General features: G+C 63.6%; 16 protein-coding genes. 6 read left to right on the forward strand and 10 right to left on the reverse strand.

Translation table 11 applies throughout. From position 1 onward, the window contains the following. Positions 1–4: 4 nt before the first annotated feature. Complete coding sequence (locus tag JF545_RS15320; RefSeq protein ID WP_206943481.1) at positions 5–2,455, forward strand: acyl-CoA dehydrogenase; 2,451 nt, start codon at positions 5–7, stop codon at positions 2,453–2,455. A gap of 77 nt (positions 2,456–2,532) precedes the next feature. On the opposite strand, the gene JF545_RS15325 is transcribed toward JF545_RS15320, so the two are convergent. The 3 genes from JF545_RS15325 to JF545_RS15335 form a co-directional block, all read right to left on the reverse strand. After that, a complete protein-coding gene (locus JF545_RS15325) occupies positions 2,533–4,563 on the reverse strand; it encodes an SLC13 family permease (protein WP_206943483.1) in 2,031 nt (676 codons plus the stop codon). 86 nt (positions 4,564–4,649) lie between these two features. Continuing rightward, positions 4,650–5,216 carry a carboxymuconolactone decarboxylase family protein gene (locus JF545_RS15330; protein ID WP_206943485.1) on the reverse strand — a complete coding sequence of 189 codons (567 nt, stop codon included), beginning with the start codon at positions 5,214–5,216 and terminating at the stop codon, positions 4,650–4,652. Between the two features lie 62 nt (positions 5,217–5,278). Beyond that, complete coding sequence (locus tag JF545_RS15335) at positions 5,279–6,622, reverse strand: aspartate aminotransferase family protein (protein ID WP_206943487.1); 1,344 nt, start codon at positions 6,620–6,622, stop codon at positions 5,279–5,281. A 312-nt stretch (positions 6,623–6,934) separates the two neighbouring features. On the opposite strand from JF545_RS15335, the gene JF545_RS15340 reads away from it, so the two are divergent. Then, on the forward strand, positions 6,935–7,852 hold the full coding sequence (locus JF545_RS15340) for a MurR/RpiR family transcriptional regulator (RefSeq protein WP_206943489.1): 918 nt from the start codon (positions 6,935–6,937) through the stop codon (positions 7,850–7,852). Positions 7,853–7,924: 72 nt separating this feature from the next. Here the strand turns inward: JF545_RS15340 and JF545_RS15345 are convergent, their stop codons facing one another. Next, positions 7,925–8,902 carry an NADPH:quinone reductase gene (locus JF545_RS15345; RefSeq protein ID WP_206943491.1) on the reverse strand — a complete coding sequence of 326 codons (978 nt, stop codon included), beginning with the start codon at positions 8,900–8,902 and terminating at the stop codon, positions 7,925–7,927. 370 nt (positions 8,903–9,272) lie between these two features. On the opposite strand from JF545_RS15345, the gene azu reads away from it, so the two are divergent. Then, a complete protein-coding gene (gene azu, locus JF545_RS15350; protein ID WP_224907462.1) occupies positions 9,273–9,767 on the forward strand; it encodes an azurin in 495 nt (164 codons plus the stop codon). Between the two features lie 214 nt (positions 9,768–9,981). On the opposite strand, the gene JF545_RS15355 is transcribed toward azu, so the two are convergent. Continuing rightward, entirely contained in the window at positions 9,982–10,593 is a 612-nt protein-coding gene (locus JF545_RS15355) for a hypothetical protein (protein ID WP_206943492.1), read from the reverse strand. 290 nt (positions 10,594–10,883) lie between these two features. On the opposite strand from JF545_RS15355, the gene JF545_RS15360 reads away from it, so the two are divergent. The 3 genes from JF545_RS15360 (at position 10,884) to JF545_RS15370 (ending at position 13,312) form a co-directional block, all read left to right on the forward strand. Continuing rightward, the gene (locus JF545_RS15360) at positions 10,884–11,648 is read left to right on the forward strand and encodes a glycerophosphodiester phosphodiesterase family protein (protein ID WP_206943493.1); all 765 of its coding nucleotides are present in this window, start codon (positions 10,884–10,886) and stop codon (positions 11,646–11,648) included. Between the two features lie 169 nt (positions 11,649–11,817). Further along, positions 11,818–12,666, forward strand: coding sequence for an alpha/beta fold hydrolase (locus tag JF545_RS15365; protein ID WP_206943494.1), 849 nt, complete (start codon positions 11,818–11,820; stop codon positions 12,664–12,666). A gap of 202 nt (positions 12,667–12,868) precedes the next feature. Beyond that, complete coding sequence (locus tag JF545_RS15370; protein WP_206943495.1) at positions 12,869–13,312, forward strand: hypothetical protein; 444 nt, start codon at positions 12,869–12,871, stop codon at positions 13,310–13,312. A gap of 16 nt (positions 13,313–13,328) precedes the next feature. Here JF545_RS15370 and JF545_RS15375 read toward each other — a convergent pair whose 3' ends face one another. The 5 genes from JF545_RS15375 to JF545_RS15395 all read right to left on the reverse strand — a co-directional run bounded on the left by JF545_RS15375 (position 13,329) and on the right by JF545_RS15395 (position 18,256). Beyond that, positions 13,329–14,792 (reverse strand): cobyric acid synthase, encoded by a 1,464-nt coding sequence (locus JF545_RS15375; protein WP_206943496.1) that lies wholly within the window; start codon positions 14,790–14,792, stop codon positions 13,329–13,331. 111 nt (positions 14,793–14,903) lie between these two features. After that, positions 14,904–15,530 carry a cob(I)yrinic acid a,c-diamide adenosyltransferase gene (gene cobO, locus JF545_RS15380; protein ID WP_206943497.1) on the reverse strand — a complete coding sequence of 209 codons (627 nt, stop codon included), beginning with the start codon at positions 15,528–15,530 and terminating at the stop codon, positions 14,904–14,906. Then, positions 15,496–16,419, reverse strand: a complete 924-nt coding sequence (locus JF545_RS15385; protein WP_206943498.1) for an ABC transporter ATP-binding protein — start codon at positions 16,417–16,419, stop codon at positions 15,496–15,498. The genes cobO and JF545_RS15385 overlap by 35 nt, the downstream gene beginning before the upstream one ends. Positions 16,420–16,428: 9 nt before the next feature. After that, entirely contained in the window at positions 16,429–17,427 is a 999-nt protein-coding gene (locus tag JF545_RS15390) for an iron chelate uptake ABC transporter family permease subunit (protein ID WP_206943500.1), read from the reverse strand. Continuing rightward, the gene (locus JF545_RS15395; protein ID WP_206943501.1) at positions 17,414–18,256 is read right to left on the reverse strand and encodes a cobalamin-binding protein; all 843 of its coding nucleotides are present in this window, start codon (positions 18,254–18,256) and stop codon (positions 17,414–17,416) included. The genes JF545_RS15390 and JF545_RS15395 overlap by 14 nt, the downstream gene beginning before the upstream one ends. Positions 18,257–18,345: the final 89 nt, after the last annotated feature.

Here is an 18,345-nt window from a genome sequence, read left to right on the forward strand (position 1 = left end):
CTCCATGCTCAGCCTGCTCCTGCTCGTCTTCACGGTCGTTGGCCTGATCGCCATCGCCCACCGTGAAGCAGGGTCTGCCCCCGCGACCGCTCTGCCTGCGGTACTGGGTATCGTCGGTCTACTGCTCGATGCCGAAGTCGTCGGCGTGCTGCTGTTGATCAGCGCTGCCGTGATCGCCGCGTGTGGCCTGCCCGCACTGCGCCGCCACTGGCTCTCGCCGCGCCTGTTCGCCATGTTCAAGAAGGTCGCGCCCAAGGTCTCTGACACCGAGCGCACCGCGCTGGAAGCAGGCAGTGTGGCCTGGGATGGGGAGCTGTTCTCCGGCCGCCCCGACTGGCAGCGCCTGCTCGACTTCAAGGACGATGGCCTCAGCGACGAGGAACGTGCCTTCATCGACCATCAGTGCACCGTCGCCGCCGGCATGTGCAACGCCTGGGACATTGCCCGCGAGCGCGCCGACCTGCCCCCGGAGCTGTGGGACTACCTGAAGAAGGAACGCTTCTTCGGCATGATCATTCCCAAGCAGTATGGCGGCCTCGGCTTCTCTGCCAAGGCACAGTCTGCGGTACTGCAGAAGCTGGCCGTCAATGAGACGCTGATGTCCACCGTGGGCGTGCCCAACTCCCTAGGTCCCGGCGAACTGCTGCTCAAGTACGGCACCCAGGAACAGAAAGATCATTACCTGCCGCGCCTGGCCGATGGACGCGAGATCCCCTGTTTCGGCCTGACCGGCCCCCGTGCCGGCTCTGACGCCACGTCGCTGCCGGACGTCGGCATCGTGTGCAAGAAGGAGGTCGACGGCAAGGAGGTACTGGGCCTGCGCCTGACCTTCAACAAGCGCTGGATCACCCTGGCGCCCATCGCCACCGTGGTTGGCCTGGCCTTCCGCATGTTCGACCCGGACCACCTGCTGGGCGACAAGGAAGATCTGGGTATCACCTGTGCCCTGGTGCCACGAGACACGGACGGCATGGACATCGGTCGCCGCCACCACCCCATCGGTAGCCCCTTCATGAATGGCCCGATCCGCGGCAAGGATGTGTTTGTCCCGCTGGATACCATCATCGGTGGCCCGGACATGGCGGGTGAAGGCTGGCGCATGTTGATCGAATGTCTGTCGGTGGGTCGCTGCATCACCCTGCCCTCCGGCGCCACAGGCACGGGACGCTACGCCATTGGCTGGGCTGGAGGCTTTGCCCGCATTCGCCGCCAGTTCAACGTGCCGGTGGCCGAGATGGAAGGCATCCAGGAGCCCCTGGCACGCCTCACCGCCAAGGCCTACATCGCCCAGGCAGCGGTCTACCAGACCGCCAACACCATCGACCACGGTCATGCACCGGCCGTGCCCTCCACCATCCTCAAGAGCCAGCTGACCGAGTTCCAGCGAGACATTCTCGCCGATGCCATGGACATTCATGGCGGCAAGGCCGTCACCCTGGGCCCGCGCAACTATCTGGGCATTGGCTACAGCGCGAACCCGGTGGCCATCACGGTGGAAGGCGCCAACATCATGACCCGCAACCTGATGGTGTTCGGACAGGGTGCCATCCGCTGCCATCCCTACGTGCTTGAAGAGCTGGCGGCCAAGGATGCTGACGATGCAAAGGCCTTCGATCGCGCCTTCTTCCGCCATGCCGGCCTGATCTTCGGCAACGCGGCGCGCGCCTTCTCCATGGGACTTGGCCTGGGCAAGCCTGCCAACCCCTTCGATGAAGTCGCTGGGCCCTACGCCAAGGAGGTCTGCCGTCTTTCCGCTGGCTTCAGCCTGTGCGCGGATGCGGCCATGGCAAGCCTGGGAGCCGAACTCAAGCAGCGAGAAATGCTGTCGGCACGACTCGGTGACGTGCTGTCCAACCTCTACCTGGTCAGCATGGTGATCAAGCAGTGGCATGAGGGCGACAAGGTCGAAGGCGAAGCCGAGCTGATGCACTACGCCTGCCGCTTCCTGCTCAACCGCGCCGAGACCGCCTTTGTCGAGGTATTCGACAACTTGCCGAACAAGGCCCTGGGCAAGACATTGAAGGTGCTGGTCATGCCGCTGGGGCGGCGCTGGGCCCGTCCTCACGACGATCTTGCCCGGGCCATTGCCAGGTCCGTTTCCACGGGCTCGGCGCTGCGCAAGAAGCTGCTTCAGGGCGCCTGGGACAGCAACGACCAGGTGCAGGACAACCCAGTGGCGCGCTACAACGCCCTGCTGGAGACCCAGGACCGCGCCGAGGCGCTGTATCGCCAGATCAATCGCGCCTATGCCAAAGGCAAGTTGCCGGTGCAGGCCCTGCATCCGGAAGAGCGTCTGGAAGCCGCACTGGCCGAAGGATTGATCAACGAAGACGACGCCGATTTCATGCGCAAGCGTGAGGCCGAGGTGCTGGATATGCTCAGCGTGGACGACTTTGCCTTCGATGCCTTTGTCACCGACAAGGACAAGGTCAACCTGCACAACGCGACCGCCTGAGTCATCGGCACTGCATCACCACAACGCCCGGCAATCGCTGGGCGTTGTCGTTGTGAAGAGCATTTTCCCTGTGGCCCCTACTTCAGCGGCCATACCAGCATGATGAGTGGTATCGCGACCAGCATCACCACCAGCGTCAGCGGCAAGCCAAGACGCCAGTAATCGCTGAAGTGGTATCCCGCTGGGCCCATCACCAGGGTATTCGACTGGTGACCGATGGGAGTGAGGAAGGCGCAGGAGGCGCTGATCGCCACGATCATCAGGAAGGGGTCGAGTGACAGCCCGAATCCGTTGGCCAGGCTGGCAGCAATCGGCGCCATCAGCAGCGCCGCTGCGGCATTGTTGATGACGTTGGAGAGCAAGGTACTGACCATGAACAACCCTGCCAGCACCAGCAAGGGTGGCCATTGGCTGCCCCACCCCAACAGCGTGTCCGCAATCAACTGAGCGCCACCGCTGGTTTCCAGCGACTGCCCCACCGGTATCATCGCTCCCAGCAGTACGATCACCGGACCATCGATGGCCCGGTAGCCCTCTCGCAGGGGCAGTACCCCGACCACCAGGGTCACCAGGGCGGCCAGGGACAGCGCCACCGCCGCCGGCAGCAGATCAAACAGCATGGCCATGATGGCCGCCACGAAGATGCCGATGGACAGGGCCAGCTGACGCGGCTGCCCCAGCGTCAGCCGACGATCCGCCAAGGGCAGGCAGCCCAGTACCGTCAGGCTCTCACCCAGTCCCTCCGGATCGCCCTGCAGCAACAGCACATCACCGGGGCGGAAGCGGATATCCCTGAGCCGCTGCTGCAGCCTTCCACCATCCCTAGCCACCGCCACCAGGTGTAGCCCGTATTGATGGTGCAGGCGCAGCTCCGCCGCGGTGCGACCGCTGATCGCGGCGTCATTGCGCACAATGGCCTCGATCAGATGAAGGTCCTCGTCCTCGGAGCGCTCCTTGCGGCTGTCCTCTTCTGCCTCGTCTTGCGGTGCCGAGTTGCCCGAGTGAGCTCCGCTCTGCGTCCCTTCCTCGTCACTACCGACGTCATCCCGCGCCCGGTCCAGGGTCTGGCGACGCTCGATGGCCTCCTCGTCCTGGCTGAGCAGATGTCGCGTGCGCTGCGCCAGAGAAGCTGTCTCAAGGTTGTCGTCGCCGCCGGCTGGCAGGTCGTCGCCTTCGGCGCCCTCTGGCAGGTCGTCGCCCTCTGGGGTAGGCACATCGCTCGGCGCCAGGCCAACGCGCAACCCGGCCTGATCCTCAAGCGCCTTCAGTTCGTCGGGGCCCGCCTCGAGCAGCAGGATATCGTCTTGTCGCAGTACCCCATAAAAGGAATGGCCCGCATAGCGCCGTCCATCACGTACCAGCGCCAGCACCGGCACGTTGTCGTCCAGCTTGCGCCTGAGCTTGTGCAACGACCAGCCGAGCGCCTTGGCATCCGCCCCGACCCGCACTTCGACCAGGTAGTGAGCGGTATCGAACATGGCATCCCGGCTGGCCTGGCCAGTGCGCCGTGGCACCAGACGCCATCCCAGCAGGACAATGAAGGCAACTCCGGCCAGGGCCACGGCTCCGCCCACGGGCAAGAAGTCGAACATGGCGAAACGCTCACCCGAGAGCGAGGCGCGATAGCTGGAGATGATGATGTTGGGCGGCGTGCCGATCAGCGTGGTCAGGCCGCCCAGCAGTGACCCGAACGCCAGGGGCATCAGCAAGATGGACGGAGAGGTATCGTGTTCCCGGGAGAGCCTCAGCGCTACCGGCAACAGCAGCGCCAGCGCACCGACATTGTTCATGAAGCCGGACAACAGCGTGACCAGCCCCGTCAACGCCAGCAACTGCAGGATCAGGCGATCTCCAACCTTGAGTACCTGGGCGGAGATCACGTCGACCACGCCTGCGTGCTCGAAGCCCCTGGAAAGCACCAGCACCGCCACCACGGTAATCACCGCCGGGTGGCCGAAGCCGGTAAAGGCGTCGTCAGCCGGTACCAGCCCCAACACCACTGACGCCAGGAGTGATGCCAGAGCCACCAGGTCGAAGCGCCAGCGCCCCCATACAAAGGCCGCCAGCGTCAGCCCAAGCACCACAAACACCAGAAGACTGTCATCCATGTCGGCCTCCTCCATGGTCAGAGCACTACGAAACACTGCATCAGTGTCCAGCGAAACGCTGATTGAGAGTAGCCTACATCAGTGGGTTACGTAGCAGGTTCCTCAAAAGGCAGGGGCTGTTGGCCTCGACGCACCTCGAACACATTCAGCGTCATCGCCACCAGCGCGTAGTACCCCAGCACTCCTACCAGCTCCACTACGGCCTCTTCGCCAAACGCCTCCACCGCCTCACGGTAGGTGGACTCATCCACCCGGCGGGTGTCGTAGAGCTGGTAGGCCAAGCGGTGCACCAGCGCCTCCTGGGGATCCTCGAAGGGCGGCTGCCGGCCCTCGCGCAGTGCCTCTACAACTGCTGGGGAGAGACCGGCCTCCAGCGCGATGGGGGCATGAATCTGCCACTCGGCCTGGGACTTCCACCACGCAGCGGTTGCCAGGATGGCAAGCTCCGTCAAGCGCAGTGGCAGGCGTGTCCCATAGCGGCAGAAGGCCCCAAGACGCTGGGCGTTGTCGGCCAGCTCCGGGCTATGCACCCAGGCGAGAAACGGGCCGTCCAGGTTGCCGCGCGGTCCGCTGAGGATGTCGGACAGCACGCGCCGTTGCTCATCGGTCATGCTGGCATCGGTGAGCTCCGGCAGGCGGGATCGGATGGACATCTTGGTTTCCTCAAATGGAGTCTTGGGTACAGTGGGTGAGCACCACAGCGCGCAGCCGACGCCTAGGCACCACCGGCAAGGCATTTGACCAGCGCTGTGTCGATGGCGGCCTCAAGCTTGTCGACGATCTCATCCAGGTGCCTGTCTTCGACAATATAGGGAGGGGCCAGCAGCACATGATCACCGCGCCGACCGTCGAGGGTGCCCCCCGCCGGGTAGCACATCAACCCCTGGGACATCGCAGCCGACTTGATCCGTGCATTCAGTCGACGCTCTGCCGGGAACGGTGCCTGGGTCTCACGGTCAGCGACCAGTTCCAGGCCAAGGAACAGGCCACGGCCACGCACATCACCCACCTGGGGATGATCGCCAAAGCGCTCCAGCAGGCGGCGCTGCAAGCCTTCACCCTGTTGACGCACCCGTTCAAGCAGTCCACGGTCCTCGATACTGCGCTGGACAGCAAGAGCCCCGGCACATGCCGTGGCGTGGCCAATGTAGGTATGCCCATGCTGAAAGAAGCCTGATCCCTCGGCAATGGCGTCGCGAATTCGCTGGCTTGCCAGCGTCGCACCAATCGGCTGGTAGCCACCTCCCAATCCCTTGGCAATGGTGACGATATCCGGGCTGATCCCCTCCTGCTCGCAGGCAAACAGCGAGCCTGTGCGTCCCATGCCACACATCACCTCATCCAGAATCAACAGGATGCCGTGACGATCACAGATCTCGCGGACTCGCTGGAAGTACCCAGGCACGGCGGTCACCGCGCCGAGCGTAGCCCCGACGACAGGCTCTGCCACGAACGCCATGACACGCTCGGCGCCGAGCTGAGCGATGGTCTGCTCGAGCTCTTGTGCCAGGCGCTCGCCATAGGCGATGTCGCTCTCTCCCGCCTGTTTGCCGCGGTAGGCATAGCAGGGGCTGACATGTGTCGTCTCGCTGAGCAGCGGTTCGAACGGTTGGCGACGCCAGGCATTACCCCCGGTGGCCAGGGCTCCCAAGGTGTTGCCGTGGTAGCTCTGTCGACGAGCGATGACCTGGGTACGCTCCGGCTGGCCGATCTCGAGGAAGTACTGACGCGCCATCTTCAATGCTGCCTCTACCGCCTCGGAACCGCCGGAGACAAAGTACACGCTGGCGATACCCTCAGGGGCTCGCTCTACCAGAAAATCGGCCAGCGCTTCCATCGGTTCTGAGGTGAAAAAGCTGGAATGAGCGTAGGCCATCCTGGAGACCTGTTCAGCGATGGCCTGCTGCACCTGGGTATCGCTGTGGCCCAGGCAGGACACTGCCGCCCCGCCGCTGGCGTCCAGATAACGCTTGCCACTGGCATCAATGAGGTAGGGACCATCCCCGGCCACCGCGGTGGGGTAGGTAGAAGTGAGATGGCGATGAAAGACGCGGCTCATGCTGGCTCCCGGGGTGGTTGGCCCATGGCAGGTAGAAGGTACGGCGGATCACGTGCGTCGAGGCGGCCAGGGCATCTGACCGAGACATCTGCTGGTGAGCACGAGCTCAGGATCAGGCGCTGGTCGAGTGGCTGGACGGCATCGACATCATTACCGCCAACAACAAATGCAAATATTAAATGCTTTTTAGATTGTTTCAATGCATTGTTTGCAAAAGCTCGCCTTCTCTACGCGTCTTCTGAGATAGCTGGCAAGATAAGCAGCTGTTTTCACATGGCCTCTATCGCCGAATGTTTCAGACAAGGAGCCAAGATGCCGTCCTCTCCCCCTGCTAACGCGCCGGTGCCTCGCCATCTTGCTGACCTTCAACGTCTCACCGAGAGCATCCGTGAGGGGCATTCCTCGCTGCGTCTTGGGCGGCGCTCACTGGCCGTATTGACGGCACTGATCGAGAGCCCTCAGTCCACTGCGGTGGCATCGATCAGCGAACTGGCGCAGCGCCTCGACGTGAATCCCTCCACGCTGACACGTCTTGCCCAGCGACTGGGGTTCGACGGGTTCGGCGAGCTGCAAGGGGTCTTTCGTCGCGAAGTAGCCGACGGCGGGGAGCATTTCTACAGCGACCTCGCTGCGAAGCTGTCGACGGACCAGGACGAGGGCAAGGGCGTGGCGCGACTGGCACGTCTAGGCCGCCAGGAAAGCGCGAACTTTGCCGCGCTGTTGCACCAGCTGGAAGCGGGCACCTATGACGCTGTCGTCGAGCTGCTGGCCACAGGACCCAGGGTGAGAATCCACGGCCAGCGCCAGTTTGCTTCGCTTGCGCAGTTCATGGCCTATGGATTGGGCATGCTACGTGCCGACGCAGCCGAGCTCGATGCGGGGCGACAGGGAGTGGCCGATGCCCTTGCTCAACTGGACGCGGGTGACGTGCTGGTCGTGGTCAGTTGCTTTCCCTACACCACCAGCGTGCTGGAAACCGCGAAGGTAGCGGCAAAGGCAGGTATCCGGATCATTGCGCTGACAGACAGCGAATCGTCACCGCTGTCACGGGTCGCAGAACACCGCTTCCTAGTACCCAACGACAGCCTGTTCTTTTCCAACGCCATGGGCGCCTTCTTCCTGTTGGCGCAAGGGCTACTGACTGAGGTGGCAGACCGACTCGGCCATGAAGGACTGGCCGCGCTGAGACGACGAGAAAAGATGATCCGAGAGTTGGGGGCATCACTATAGTGCTGGACCAGCGAGCCCGCCACGCGGACTCGCTGCCTGCGCCCGACGATCGCCGTCAAGCGCGAGGGACTCTCAGGGCAGCAGCACCGTCGAGCCGGTTGTCTTGCGTGAGGCCAGCGCGTCCTGGGCCTTGCCCGCCTCTGCCAGCGAGAAACGCTGGGCCACATCAATCTTCACCTGGCCGCTCTCGATCATATCGAACAGCTCATCCGCCATGTCCTGCAGCCGCTCAGGCGTATCCGCGTAGCCATTGAGGCTGGGACGCGTCACATACAGCGCGCCCTTCTGGTTGAGGATGCCAATATTGACGCCTTCCACCGGCCCCGAGGCGTTGCCGAAGCTGACCATCAAGCCTCGCGGTTTCAGACAGTCGAGCGACGTCTCCCAAGTGTCCTTGCCAACGCTGTCATAGACCACGTCGACCATGGCACCGCCCGTCAACTCACGCACACGCTCCACCACGTCTTCCTTGGTGTAGTCGATGGTGGCCCAGGCGCCGTTACGCTTGGCAAGCTCAGCCTTCTCGTCGGAGCTGACCGTACCGATGAGCTTGACCCCAAGCGCCTTCGCCCATTGGCAGGCAATGGAACCCACGCCACCGGCGGCGGCATGGAACAGAATGGTTTCGCCGCCCTGCAGCGGATAGGTCTGGCGCAGCAGGTACTGCACGGTCAGGCCCTTCAGCATGGCCCCGGCGGCGGTCTCGCAGCTGATGCCTTCGGGCAAGGCCACGACCTTGTCGGCCGGCAGGGTATGCAACTCAGCGTAGGCGCCCAGAGGCCCCTGGGCATAGGCCACGCGATCCCCGACCTGCAAATGCTCGACGCCTTCACCCACGGCATCGATCACGCCTGCCCCTTCGGTGCCAAGCCCAGAGGGTAGCGATGGCGCCGGGTAGAGTCCGGTACGAAAATAGATATCGATGAAGTTGAGGCCGACCGCCTCGTTGGCAACGCGCACTTCACCCGGTCCGGGGGCCGACGTGGGCGTATCCACCAGTTCCAGTACGTCTGAACCACCGGTACGAGCGAACTGAATCCGCTTGGCCATGGAAAAGATTCCTTACACTGCTAACGGGATGTACGCCCAGTCAAGCGCTATGCGCGAGTGGGGTCAAGCCCAATGTCTTCCATCTTCCTCTGCCGGGCGGCATTTGAGGGTACACCCCACACCAGGTTGTGTGGGCAAAGCGAAGCGCCGCTCTCACTTCGCCTTGACAAGACAATAGATGTTATCGACACTCATCAAACTGTATACATTATCGACATTATAATGCATACATGAATAACGCGCTGCACAGAGGCAGAACCACCGCGATGGATCGCCGTTCATGGACCTTAACCTCATGCGACGACCGCCAGGCCCTGTTCAGTCCACTGAGAAAGGCGCACTGACGTCTCCCACTGACGAGATTGCTAACATGAAGAAGAGCCTGATTTCTGCTGCTGCCCTGCTGTCCTGCTCTGCCGCGCTAATGACGGTCGCGGGTGGAGCCTGGGCTGACGACGCCGCCCAGTCGGAGGTGGCCGAGGAGTGCCAGCTGACGATCGACAGTACCGACCAGATGCAGTACGACAAGAGCGAGATGAGCGTACCGGCGAGTTGCGAGACCGTCAGCCTGACGCTGACGCACTCCGGAACCATGGCCAAGAATGTCATGGGCCACAACTGGGTGCTGGCACCTAGCGATGCCTATCAGGAGATTGCCTCCGCGGGGATGCAGGCGGGGCTCGACAACAACTACCTGCCTGACGATGACCGCATTGTGGCTGCCACCGATGTCATCGGCGGCGGAGAGTCCACGCAAATCACCTTCAGCACCGAAGGGCTGGACGACAAGGACCTGACCTTCTTCTGCTCCTTCCCCGGTCACTCTTCGATCATGAAGGGCAGCTTCAGCCTGAGCGAAGGCTAAGCCCGCGCGCCTGCGACATAACGTCGACAGCGGCCTGCCTCCGGCTCCAGGGCCACCCTGGAGCCTCTGCCGGCGCGACCCGGGCTTCCTCCGTTCATGGTGCCAGTGAGCGGATCAACAACCACCTTGCCCGGTGAGCGCCGACCCGCCCGTCAGAGGGTGCAGGACATGATTCCCGCTACAGCGTTCGCTTTAGGGTGAACCGACAAGTTGGCTACAGGGTCTGCGGAAAGCTCTCAAGCCCCCGCACAAAGCGATTCTTGTAGTCTTCGAACAAGGCCTTGTCCTGCTTGAAGTTCGCCACCACAGAAGCGTCGTCCACACTCAAGGTCCGCGGCAGATTATCCAGACTGGTCGCCGGATGCTTCGGTCCCAGTCCGATCTGCAGCTCACCCGGGCCCTGCAACCAACGCTGGATCCCCGCAGCGGTAAATTCCGCCTTCTGTGCGTCGCTGACCACATCCACCCGCAGGGGTGCACGTAGCGCAAGCTCGGCAACCAGGCGCAGCGCCGGATTCAGGGTTTTCTTCTTGGGCGCATCGCCCTTGTCTCCCGCGGTATCTGCGTCCGGGTCCAGCGAGGTCAGCTGTGCCACGTTCATGCTGGTGCCCGCTTCGTCACTGACCAGCAATGCCAGCGCAACCGGGCGAGATTGATCGTCGACCAGCGCGATCAGCCGGGCCGCTTCCTGCTTGAACAAGACCCCGATCACGCCAGCGAAGGTCACCAGCGGTGCGATGCCCGCCTGGTGCCCGTAGGCTTCTGCGCACAGGCGAGCCAGGCAGGCCTCTCGTTGCTGGGGCTGGTTGATTTTGACGACCTTCATCACTGACCTCTGATTGCTGATACCTTGGGCGCCACAACCGTGCAAGACTGGACGGCTGGAGCCTACATCGAAAGCCGCGAGACTAGCATATTCTTGACGCTCTCGCTGGAGTCCTGACCGCGTTCGAGGATCATGGCCGGTGGCTTCCTCAATCGGTCATCTTTATGTGTCACGATGACCTGGCACCAAGCCGACGACGCCGGATGGCAACGCCGTCAGCGGATCATCGGCCCATTGCGTGGCGCTGCCTTTTGCGATGGTCTTGCCGCCACGCCAGACAAGGAGAGCCCATGACTCACCGTAGCTTGCCGCCTCTGGCGCTGCCCCGCCAGATGGCCCACCGTGGACTATCGGCCCACGCTCCGGAGAACACCTTGAGTGCCGTGCAGCTGGCATGGGAGGCTGGCATTACTTGGGTGGAGCTCGACGTGCAGTTGCTCGGCGACGGAACCCCGGTGATCTGGCATGACCCGGGAATGCGTCGCTGCTCGAACGGTCGCGGCAAGCTGGCCAAGCTGAGACTGGAGCAGGCACAGGAGTACGATGTGGGCGCCTGGTACGCAGAGCGCTTTCGCGGTGAACGCATGGCGACACTCGACGACATGCTCAATCTGCTGGATCGCCGTGACATGGCGGTCAACCTGGAGCTCAAGATCACTCGCGGCCGCGACCCCGAAGCGCTGGCCGAATCGGTGATTCCCCGGTTGATGGAAGCCCTGCCCTACGACAGGCGCCTGGTTTCGTCCTTCAGCCCGGCCGCGCTGGATCATGCCCGCAGCATCGCTTCAGCAGAACACCTGGCACTGGGCGTGCTTACCGACAAGGTGGGCAAGGGGTGGCGCCAAGACGTCGAGGCGATAACGGCCTACAGCCTTCACTGCGACTGGAAAAAATTGAAGGAACCCCGCGCCCGTGAGGTGGTAGAAAGCGGCACCGCGCTCCTTTGCTACACCGCCAATGACCCTCTGGCCTTCCAGCGCTACTGGGACTGGGGGGTGACCAGCGTCATCTCCGATGATCCCGGCCGTTTTCTGAGTCCTCCTGTCGCCACCTGAACCGGCGGGAGCGTCGCCTGAGACTCATGAGAGCAAGACGCGAGATCACGTCACGAGAGATCGACGCGAGAGCACGTCACGAGAGCACGACTCAACCAAGCGCTTGCTTGGCAAACCTGGGGCATGCTCGCTATGGTAGGACCAGCCTTCCACCAGCGAGCGCCTCGACATGCTCAACAGCGATGCCCCCGTTAGCCCCCAGACCTTCCACCGCCAACGTATGACAATCCCCTTGCACCAGGGTCTCGATACACTCGCCTCCTCAGCCGAGTCAGCGGGTCTTGAGGTAGCACGTTGGCATCCCGGCAGTGACACCACTGGGGTGCCACTCGTGCTGATGCACGACTCACTGGGCAGTATCGCGCTGTGGCGGGACTTTCCCGAACGGCTATGCCGGCAGACCGGTCGCGAGGTCATCGCCTACGACCGCCTGGGCTTCGGCCAGTCCAGCGCACATCCTGGGCAGTTGCCCCACAGCTTCGTCACCGACGAAGCGCATCAAGGTTTCGCCGCGGTACACCGTGCACTGGGGTTGGAGGGCTTCATCCTTGTCGGGCACAGCGTGGGCGGAGCCATGGCGGCGGCGATAGCGGCTCGCTACCGTGACTGCCATGGGCTGATCACCATGGCCGCGCAAGCCTTTGTGGAACCGCGCACTCTTGCCGGAATTGGCGAGGCCCGCGATGCCTTCGCTCGGCCCGGCCAGATGGAACGACTCGAAAAGTACCATGGCGCCAAGGCCCGCTGGGTGCTGGACGCCTGGGTCGACACCTGGCTGGATCCCGATTTCCGCGGTTGGACGCTGGATGACCGCTTGGCCCAGATCACCTGTCCGGTGCTGGTTCTGCACGGTGATCAAGATGAGTATGGCTCCGAAGCCCAGCCCCGCCGCTACGCCGAACTGCCAGCCGGTCCCTGCCAGATGCAGATTCTGAAGGAATGCGGCCATGTACCCCACCGTGAGCAACCCGACCGGGTGCTGGAGATCATCACATCCTTTGTGAACGAATCACGCTGATATCCGGGCATCGAGCGATAACGGCAGCATCCTTGTCCTGAACCGTACCGGAGTGCCTTCCCCGTATCGCCGAGGCATCGCCGGCAAGTCGCTTGATCGACAGCTGTCTTTTAACCCCGTTCGATAACGCCTTCCATCTACCGCTGATCCAGTGTTCTCCGTCTGTTTAGGATAGGGTCTCCAACAACGAGAACCTGTCACCATGATGATTGTCCTTGAGATCGCCATCACCCTGATGATTGCGATCCCCCTTCTTATCTATCTCTTCAATGTCATTCGAAATGTCATTCAGAAGCGCCGACGCAAGGCCAAGCTGGAGTGGGACGAGCAGGCTTTGAATGTCGATAGCGTCGCAGAACTGAGCTCCGACAGCAGTCCGACAAGCCACGCTCATCATTCACAGCCCCATCCTACATCGCAGACCCAGCCTACATCGCAGACCCAGCCTACATCGCAGACCCACCCCAGCCGCCACGAAGGCTCTGATACTGCCGTTGACACCGCTATCCGCCGGGACGCAGGGGCTTCCTTCTTCGCCAACTGGTTTGGCGGTGATGGCGGAGGCAGCAACGGTGACAGCTGCGCAGGTGGCGGCGGTGACAGTGGCGGAGGTGGCGGTGATAGCGGCGGTGGTGGCTGCGATTAATTCGCCGGGCCCCGCATTACTGCAGCAGTCGCATCAAGGCATCCATGTCCAGGTGCTGTTCGATGGCATCCGCCAGGCGATCGAGCTGCTGTTCCCGGTGGGCATTGAGGTCAACATGCCGCTGGGCCTGCGGGTCAAGTCCGAGCCTGGCGAGCAGCGCCTCGCAGGCATCGGGTCCATCGAACAGTCCGTGCAGATAGGTGCCCATGACCTGGCCATCCTCGCTGACGGCGCCCTCGTCACGGCCTTCCAGCCGCAGCAGGGGCCGGGACAGTGCCGGACCTCGACTCACTCCCTGATGAATCTCGTAGCCGTGGATACTGCGGTGCCCACCGGCGTGTTCAATCCGACCGCTGACCTGTTTCAACTGCTTGCGAGGTAGCATGGTCGTGGTCATGGCAAGCCAGCCGAGTCCTGCGACACCGCCCGGCTCGCCCTCGACTCCGTCGGGGTCGTCGATCCACTCCCCCAGCATCTGAAAGCCTCCGCAGATGCCGAGCACTCGACCACCGTAACGAAGATGCCGGCGAATTCGCGCCTCCCAGCCCTGGCGGCGCAGCCAAGCCAGGTCGGCGCGGGTGTTCTTGCTGCCCGGCAACAGGATGACATCGGCCGGAGGCGGTGGTTGGTCCGGACCCACCAGGCTCAGCTTGATGCCTGGGTGTAGCCGCAGCGGATCCAGGTCCGTGTGATTGCTGATGCGTGGCAGCGCAGGCACCACCACCCTGAGCGCTTCCCCCTCGTGTTCATCGAGTGCCTGTTCCAGGGACAGACTGTCCTCGGCGTCCAGCCACAGCCCCTGAAGATAGGGCAAAACGCCCAGCACCGGCCGTGCTTCACGCTGGGACAGCCAGTCGAGCCCCGGCTCCAGCAGCCCGATATCACCGCGAAAGCGATTGATCACAAACCCCTTGATACGCGCATTCTCAGTATCGCTGACCAGCGCCAGGGTGCCACAGAGCTGAGCGAACACGCCGCCGCGATCGATATCCCCCACCAACAGGACGGGGCAGTCCACGGCTTCAGCGAAGCCCATGTTGGCGATATCTCCCTCGCGCAGATTGACCTCCGCAGGACTGCCCGCCCCCTCGGCAATAATCACATCGAAGCGCTCGGACAGGCGGCGGTGGCAGTCCAGCACGGTCTGGCGCGCAGTGCTCTTGTACGCGTGGTAGTCCAGGGCCGCCATGCTGCCGTGTACCTGGCCGGCCAGAATCACCTGAGCGCCCTTGTCGCTCTCAGGCTTCAGCAATACCGGATTCATGTCCGAGTGGGCGGCCACTCCGGCGGCCTGGGCTTGCAGCGCCGTCGAACGGCCGATTTCGCCGCCATCCACGGTCACGGCGCTGTTCAAGGCCATGTTCTGAGGCTTGAAGGGAGCCACCTTGACGCCACGGCGGGCCAGCGCGCGACATAGTCCCGCCACCACTGTGGTCTTGCCGGCATCCGACGTGGTGCCCTGAATCATCAACGTTGCCATTACACCCTTCCCTCTCCTTTCCCTCTCCTTTCCCTCTCCTTTCCCGCGCACTTTCCCGCGAGCGTTCCCACGCACTCTTCCACAACACCCAGGAACTGCGGTTCGGCCACCCTACAATTCGATGCCCTTCTGCGCCTTGATGCCCTGCTCCTTGAATGCGTGCTTGACGACCTTCATCTCGGTCACGGTATCGGCCAGTTCAATCAGTGGCTGCGGTGCATGTCTGCCCGTGACCACCACATGCTGCATGGGTGGCCTTGCCTGCAGGTCATCGAGTACCCGGTCAAGATCGAGGTATCCGTGGCGCAGCGCGATATTCAGCTCGTCGAGCAGCACCAGCGCGATATCAGGGTCCGCCAGCAATTCCCTGGCCTTGTCCCAGGCGGCTTCGGCAGCGGCCACGTCACGGCGTCGGTCCTGGGTATCCCAGGTATAGCCCTCTCCCATGACGTGAAAGGTGACGCCAGGCTGGCGACGATAGAAGGCCTCTTCGCCGGTAGAGAAGGCGCCCTTGATGAATTGCACCACCGCCACCTTCATGCCGTGGCCCAGGGCCCGACCCAGCATGCCGAAGCCGGAGGAACTCTTGCCCTTGCCAGGCCCGGTCAACACCAGCAGCACGCCCTGCTCCTTGTCGGCACGGGCGATGCGCTCGTTCATGATGCGCTGCTTGGCTTCCATGCGCCGGGCATGGCGCTCGGGATCAACGTGTCGTGATGAAGGTGTCGTCAGACTCATGGGGCCTTCCCTGTGTCGGTTTCAAGGAGCATGGGGCAGAGGCAACGCGAGGCACGAAGACACAGGCGCCGTCGACTTCAACAACGCTGAGTGGCTGCTGGTACAGCCGCTCCAGGGCGGCTGGCACCAGCATGGCGTCACTTGGCCCCCAGCAGGCACTGCCATCGGAATAGAGCAGCAACAGGTGATCACACCAGCGTGCTGCCAGGTTGAGATCATGCAAGCACATCACCACCGTGGCGCCATGGCTTGCCTGCTCGTGCAGCAGTGACATGGTGCCGACCTGATGATGCAGGTCGAGGTGGTTGGTGGGCTCATCCACCAACCAGATATCCGGGTCCTGCGTCAGCACTGTCGCCAGACTGACCCGCTGGCGCTCCCCCCCGGACAGGGACGACAACAGTCGCCCCCCCAAGTGAGCGATGTCCAGGCGCTCCAGCGCCTGCCAGGCGCGTTGGATATCGTCTTCGGACTCGTTGTGCCAGGCGCGCAGGAAGGGATGTCGCCCCATCAAGGCGGTCTCCAGCACCGTAGCGGGAAATTCGTCGTGGCGTTCCTGAAAGACGACGCCCAGGCGCTGGGCCAAGGAGCGGCGGCGCCAACGAGGGAGGGCCTTGTCGGCCAGCGCCACGCTGCCACTTCTCGGCGATTTCAGCCCTGCCAGTGTATGCAGCAGGGTACTCTTGCCGGCCCCGTTGGGCCCGAGGATGCCCCAGCGACTGCCGGGTTCGAACACCATCGACATGGGCTGGCCGCCCGAGCGCCCCGGCACATCGATGACCAGGTCGGAACAGGCCAGGCCTTTGCCGACATCGCTGTCCGCAGACCTCCCTGCCTCATGTCGCGGAGCTGACCTGTGGGCCTGTGCAGATGAGTTCGAGGTGGTCATCAGCGCTCCTCAGCCGCGGCTTCGATGCAGCAGATACAGAAAACTCGGGACCCCGACCAGCGCAGTGATCACCCCGACCGGCAATTGCTGAGGGGCGATCAGGGTGCGCGCCAGGGTGTCTGCCAGCGTCAGCAAGGCGCCACCGGCCAGCAACGAGGCCGGCAGTATCAGCCGCTGGTCGGCGCCTAAGCGCAGCCTCAACATATGGGGCACCATCAAGCCGACAAAGCCGACCGCACCGGCCGTGGTCACCGCCGTGGCGGTGGCCAGGCTAGCGCCCAGATACAGTCCCCATTCCAGAGGTCGCACGGCAACACCCAGCGCCAACGCCTGCTGGCCACCACGCGCCAGTACGTTCAGGGTCCTGCCCAGCGGTACCAGCACGGCTCCGGCCAGCGCGGCCACCACCAGTACCGGCCAGGGACTGCGCGCGTAGGCCATGTCTCCCATCAGCCAATACAGCATGCCGGGTAGTTCCTCTACTGGGCTGACCGCCAGCAGGAAGGTGATAATGGCGCCCCAGCCGGACGCAATCACCACCCCCGTCAACAGCAGCCTTGCCGGCGACCAGCTGCCGCTGCCGTGGGCCAGGCCAAACACCAGCAGAATCGATATCAGGGCACCGCTAAAGGCGGATAGCGACACCAGGGCAGCGCCAAGACCGGCCAGCATGGCGCCAAGGGCAGCCACTGACGCGCCTCCCGACAGACCCAGCACATAGGGGTCTGCCAGCGGATTTCGCAACAACACCTGCATCAAGGCACCCGCCAGCGCCAGCAGCGCGCCAGTCCCGAAGGCCGCCAGGGCACGCGGCAGGCGCAGTTCCCACACCAGCGTGTGGTGCAGGGGGCTACCGTGTCCGAGCAGGGTCTGCCACAACTCCAGCGGCGACAGCGCGACACTGCCCACCGATACGGCCAGCAGCAAAGCCAGCACACCCACCAGCAGCAAAGCCCACAGCGGTCGCCGTCGGGAGGTGCGGGAGCTGAGCGTTCTAGCGCCGTTCACGTGCTGTCTCCAGGTGGTCGCACAGCCTGCGTGTTCCCTCGACCAGCCGCGGCGTGGCCCGCTGCACCAGGTCCGGATTGATGAAGAACAGATTGTCTTGAGCCACCGCGGTCATCTGTGGCCAGGCTCGCCACGCATCCAGCCAGGTGGAATCGGCCTTGCCCATGCCTCCGGTAATGATGACCTCCGGGTCCGCCGCCAACACCGCCTCCCGTGAAAGGCGAGGCACCAATGGCGCCTCGCTGGCAAACAGATTGACGCCGCCACAGAGTGCCAGCGCGCGACTGATCCAGTGTTCGCCGTTGACGGTCATCAGCGGTTTCTCCCATACCTGATAGAAGACCTCGACCGGCGGCGAGTCACTATAGCGCGCGCTGAGCGACGCCACCGAGTCGCGCAGCTTGCGGGCCGCGGCATCTCCGGTGTCCTGGGTACCGGCCAGGCGGCCGAAGCGCTCCAGCGTCGAGGCGATGTGCTCGAAGTCCGAGGCGTCCGAGCGGAACACCGGCAGACCGAATGCCTCCAGGCGATCCACCTGCTGGCCGGGATTACCCCCGGCCCAGGCCACCACCAGGTCCGGCTCCAGCGCCAGCAGGGCCTCCAGATCAAGGCGGTCGTAGCTGCCTACCTGAGGCAGCTCGCGGGCCGCTTCTGGATAGTCGCTGAAGCTGACGACACCCACCACCCGCTCTCCTGCTCCCGCGGCGAACAGAAGCTCCGTCACACTGGGCGACAGCGCGACGATGCGCTGGGCAGGCGACGCCAGACACAGCTCGACCCCGCTATCATCCACCACGCAGCGAGACTGAGCGGCATCGGCAAGCGCCATGGATCCAGGAGCAAGTGCCGTCAACGCCAGGCACAGCGCAGCCGGCACCGATGTCAGTCGAGCTCGGTACCCTCTCAGGCCACGCCATT

The organism is Halomonas litopenaei (assembly GCF_017303055.1).
GTDB lineage: Bacteria > Pseudomonadota > Gammaproteobacteria > Pseudomonadales > Halomonadaceae > Halomonas > Halomonas litopenaei_A.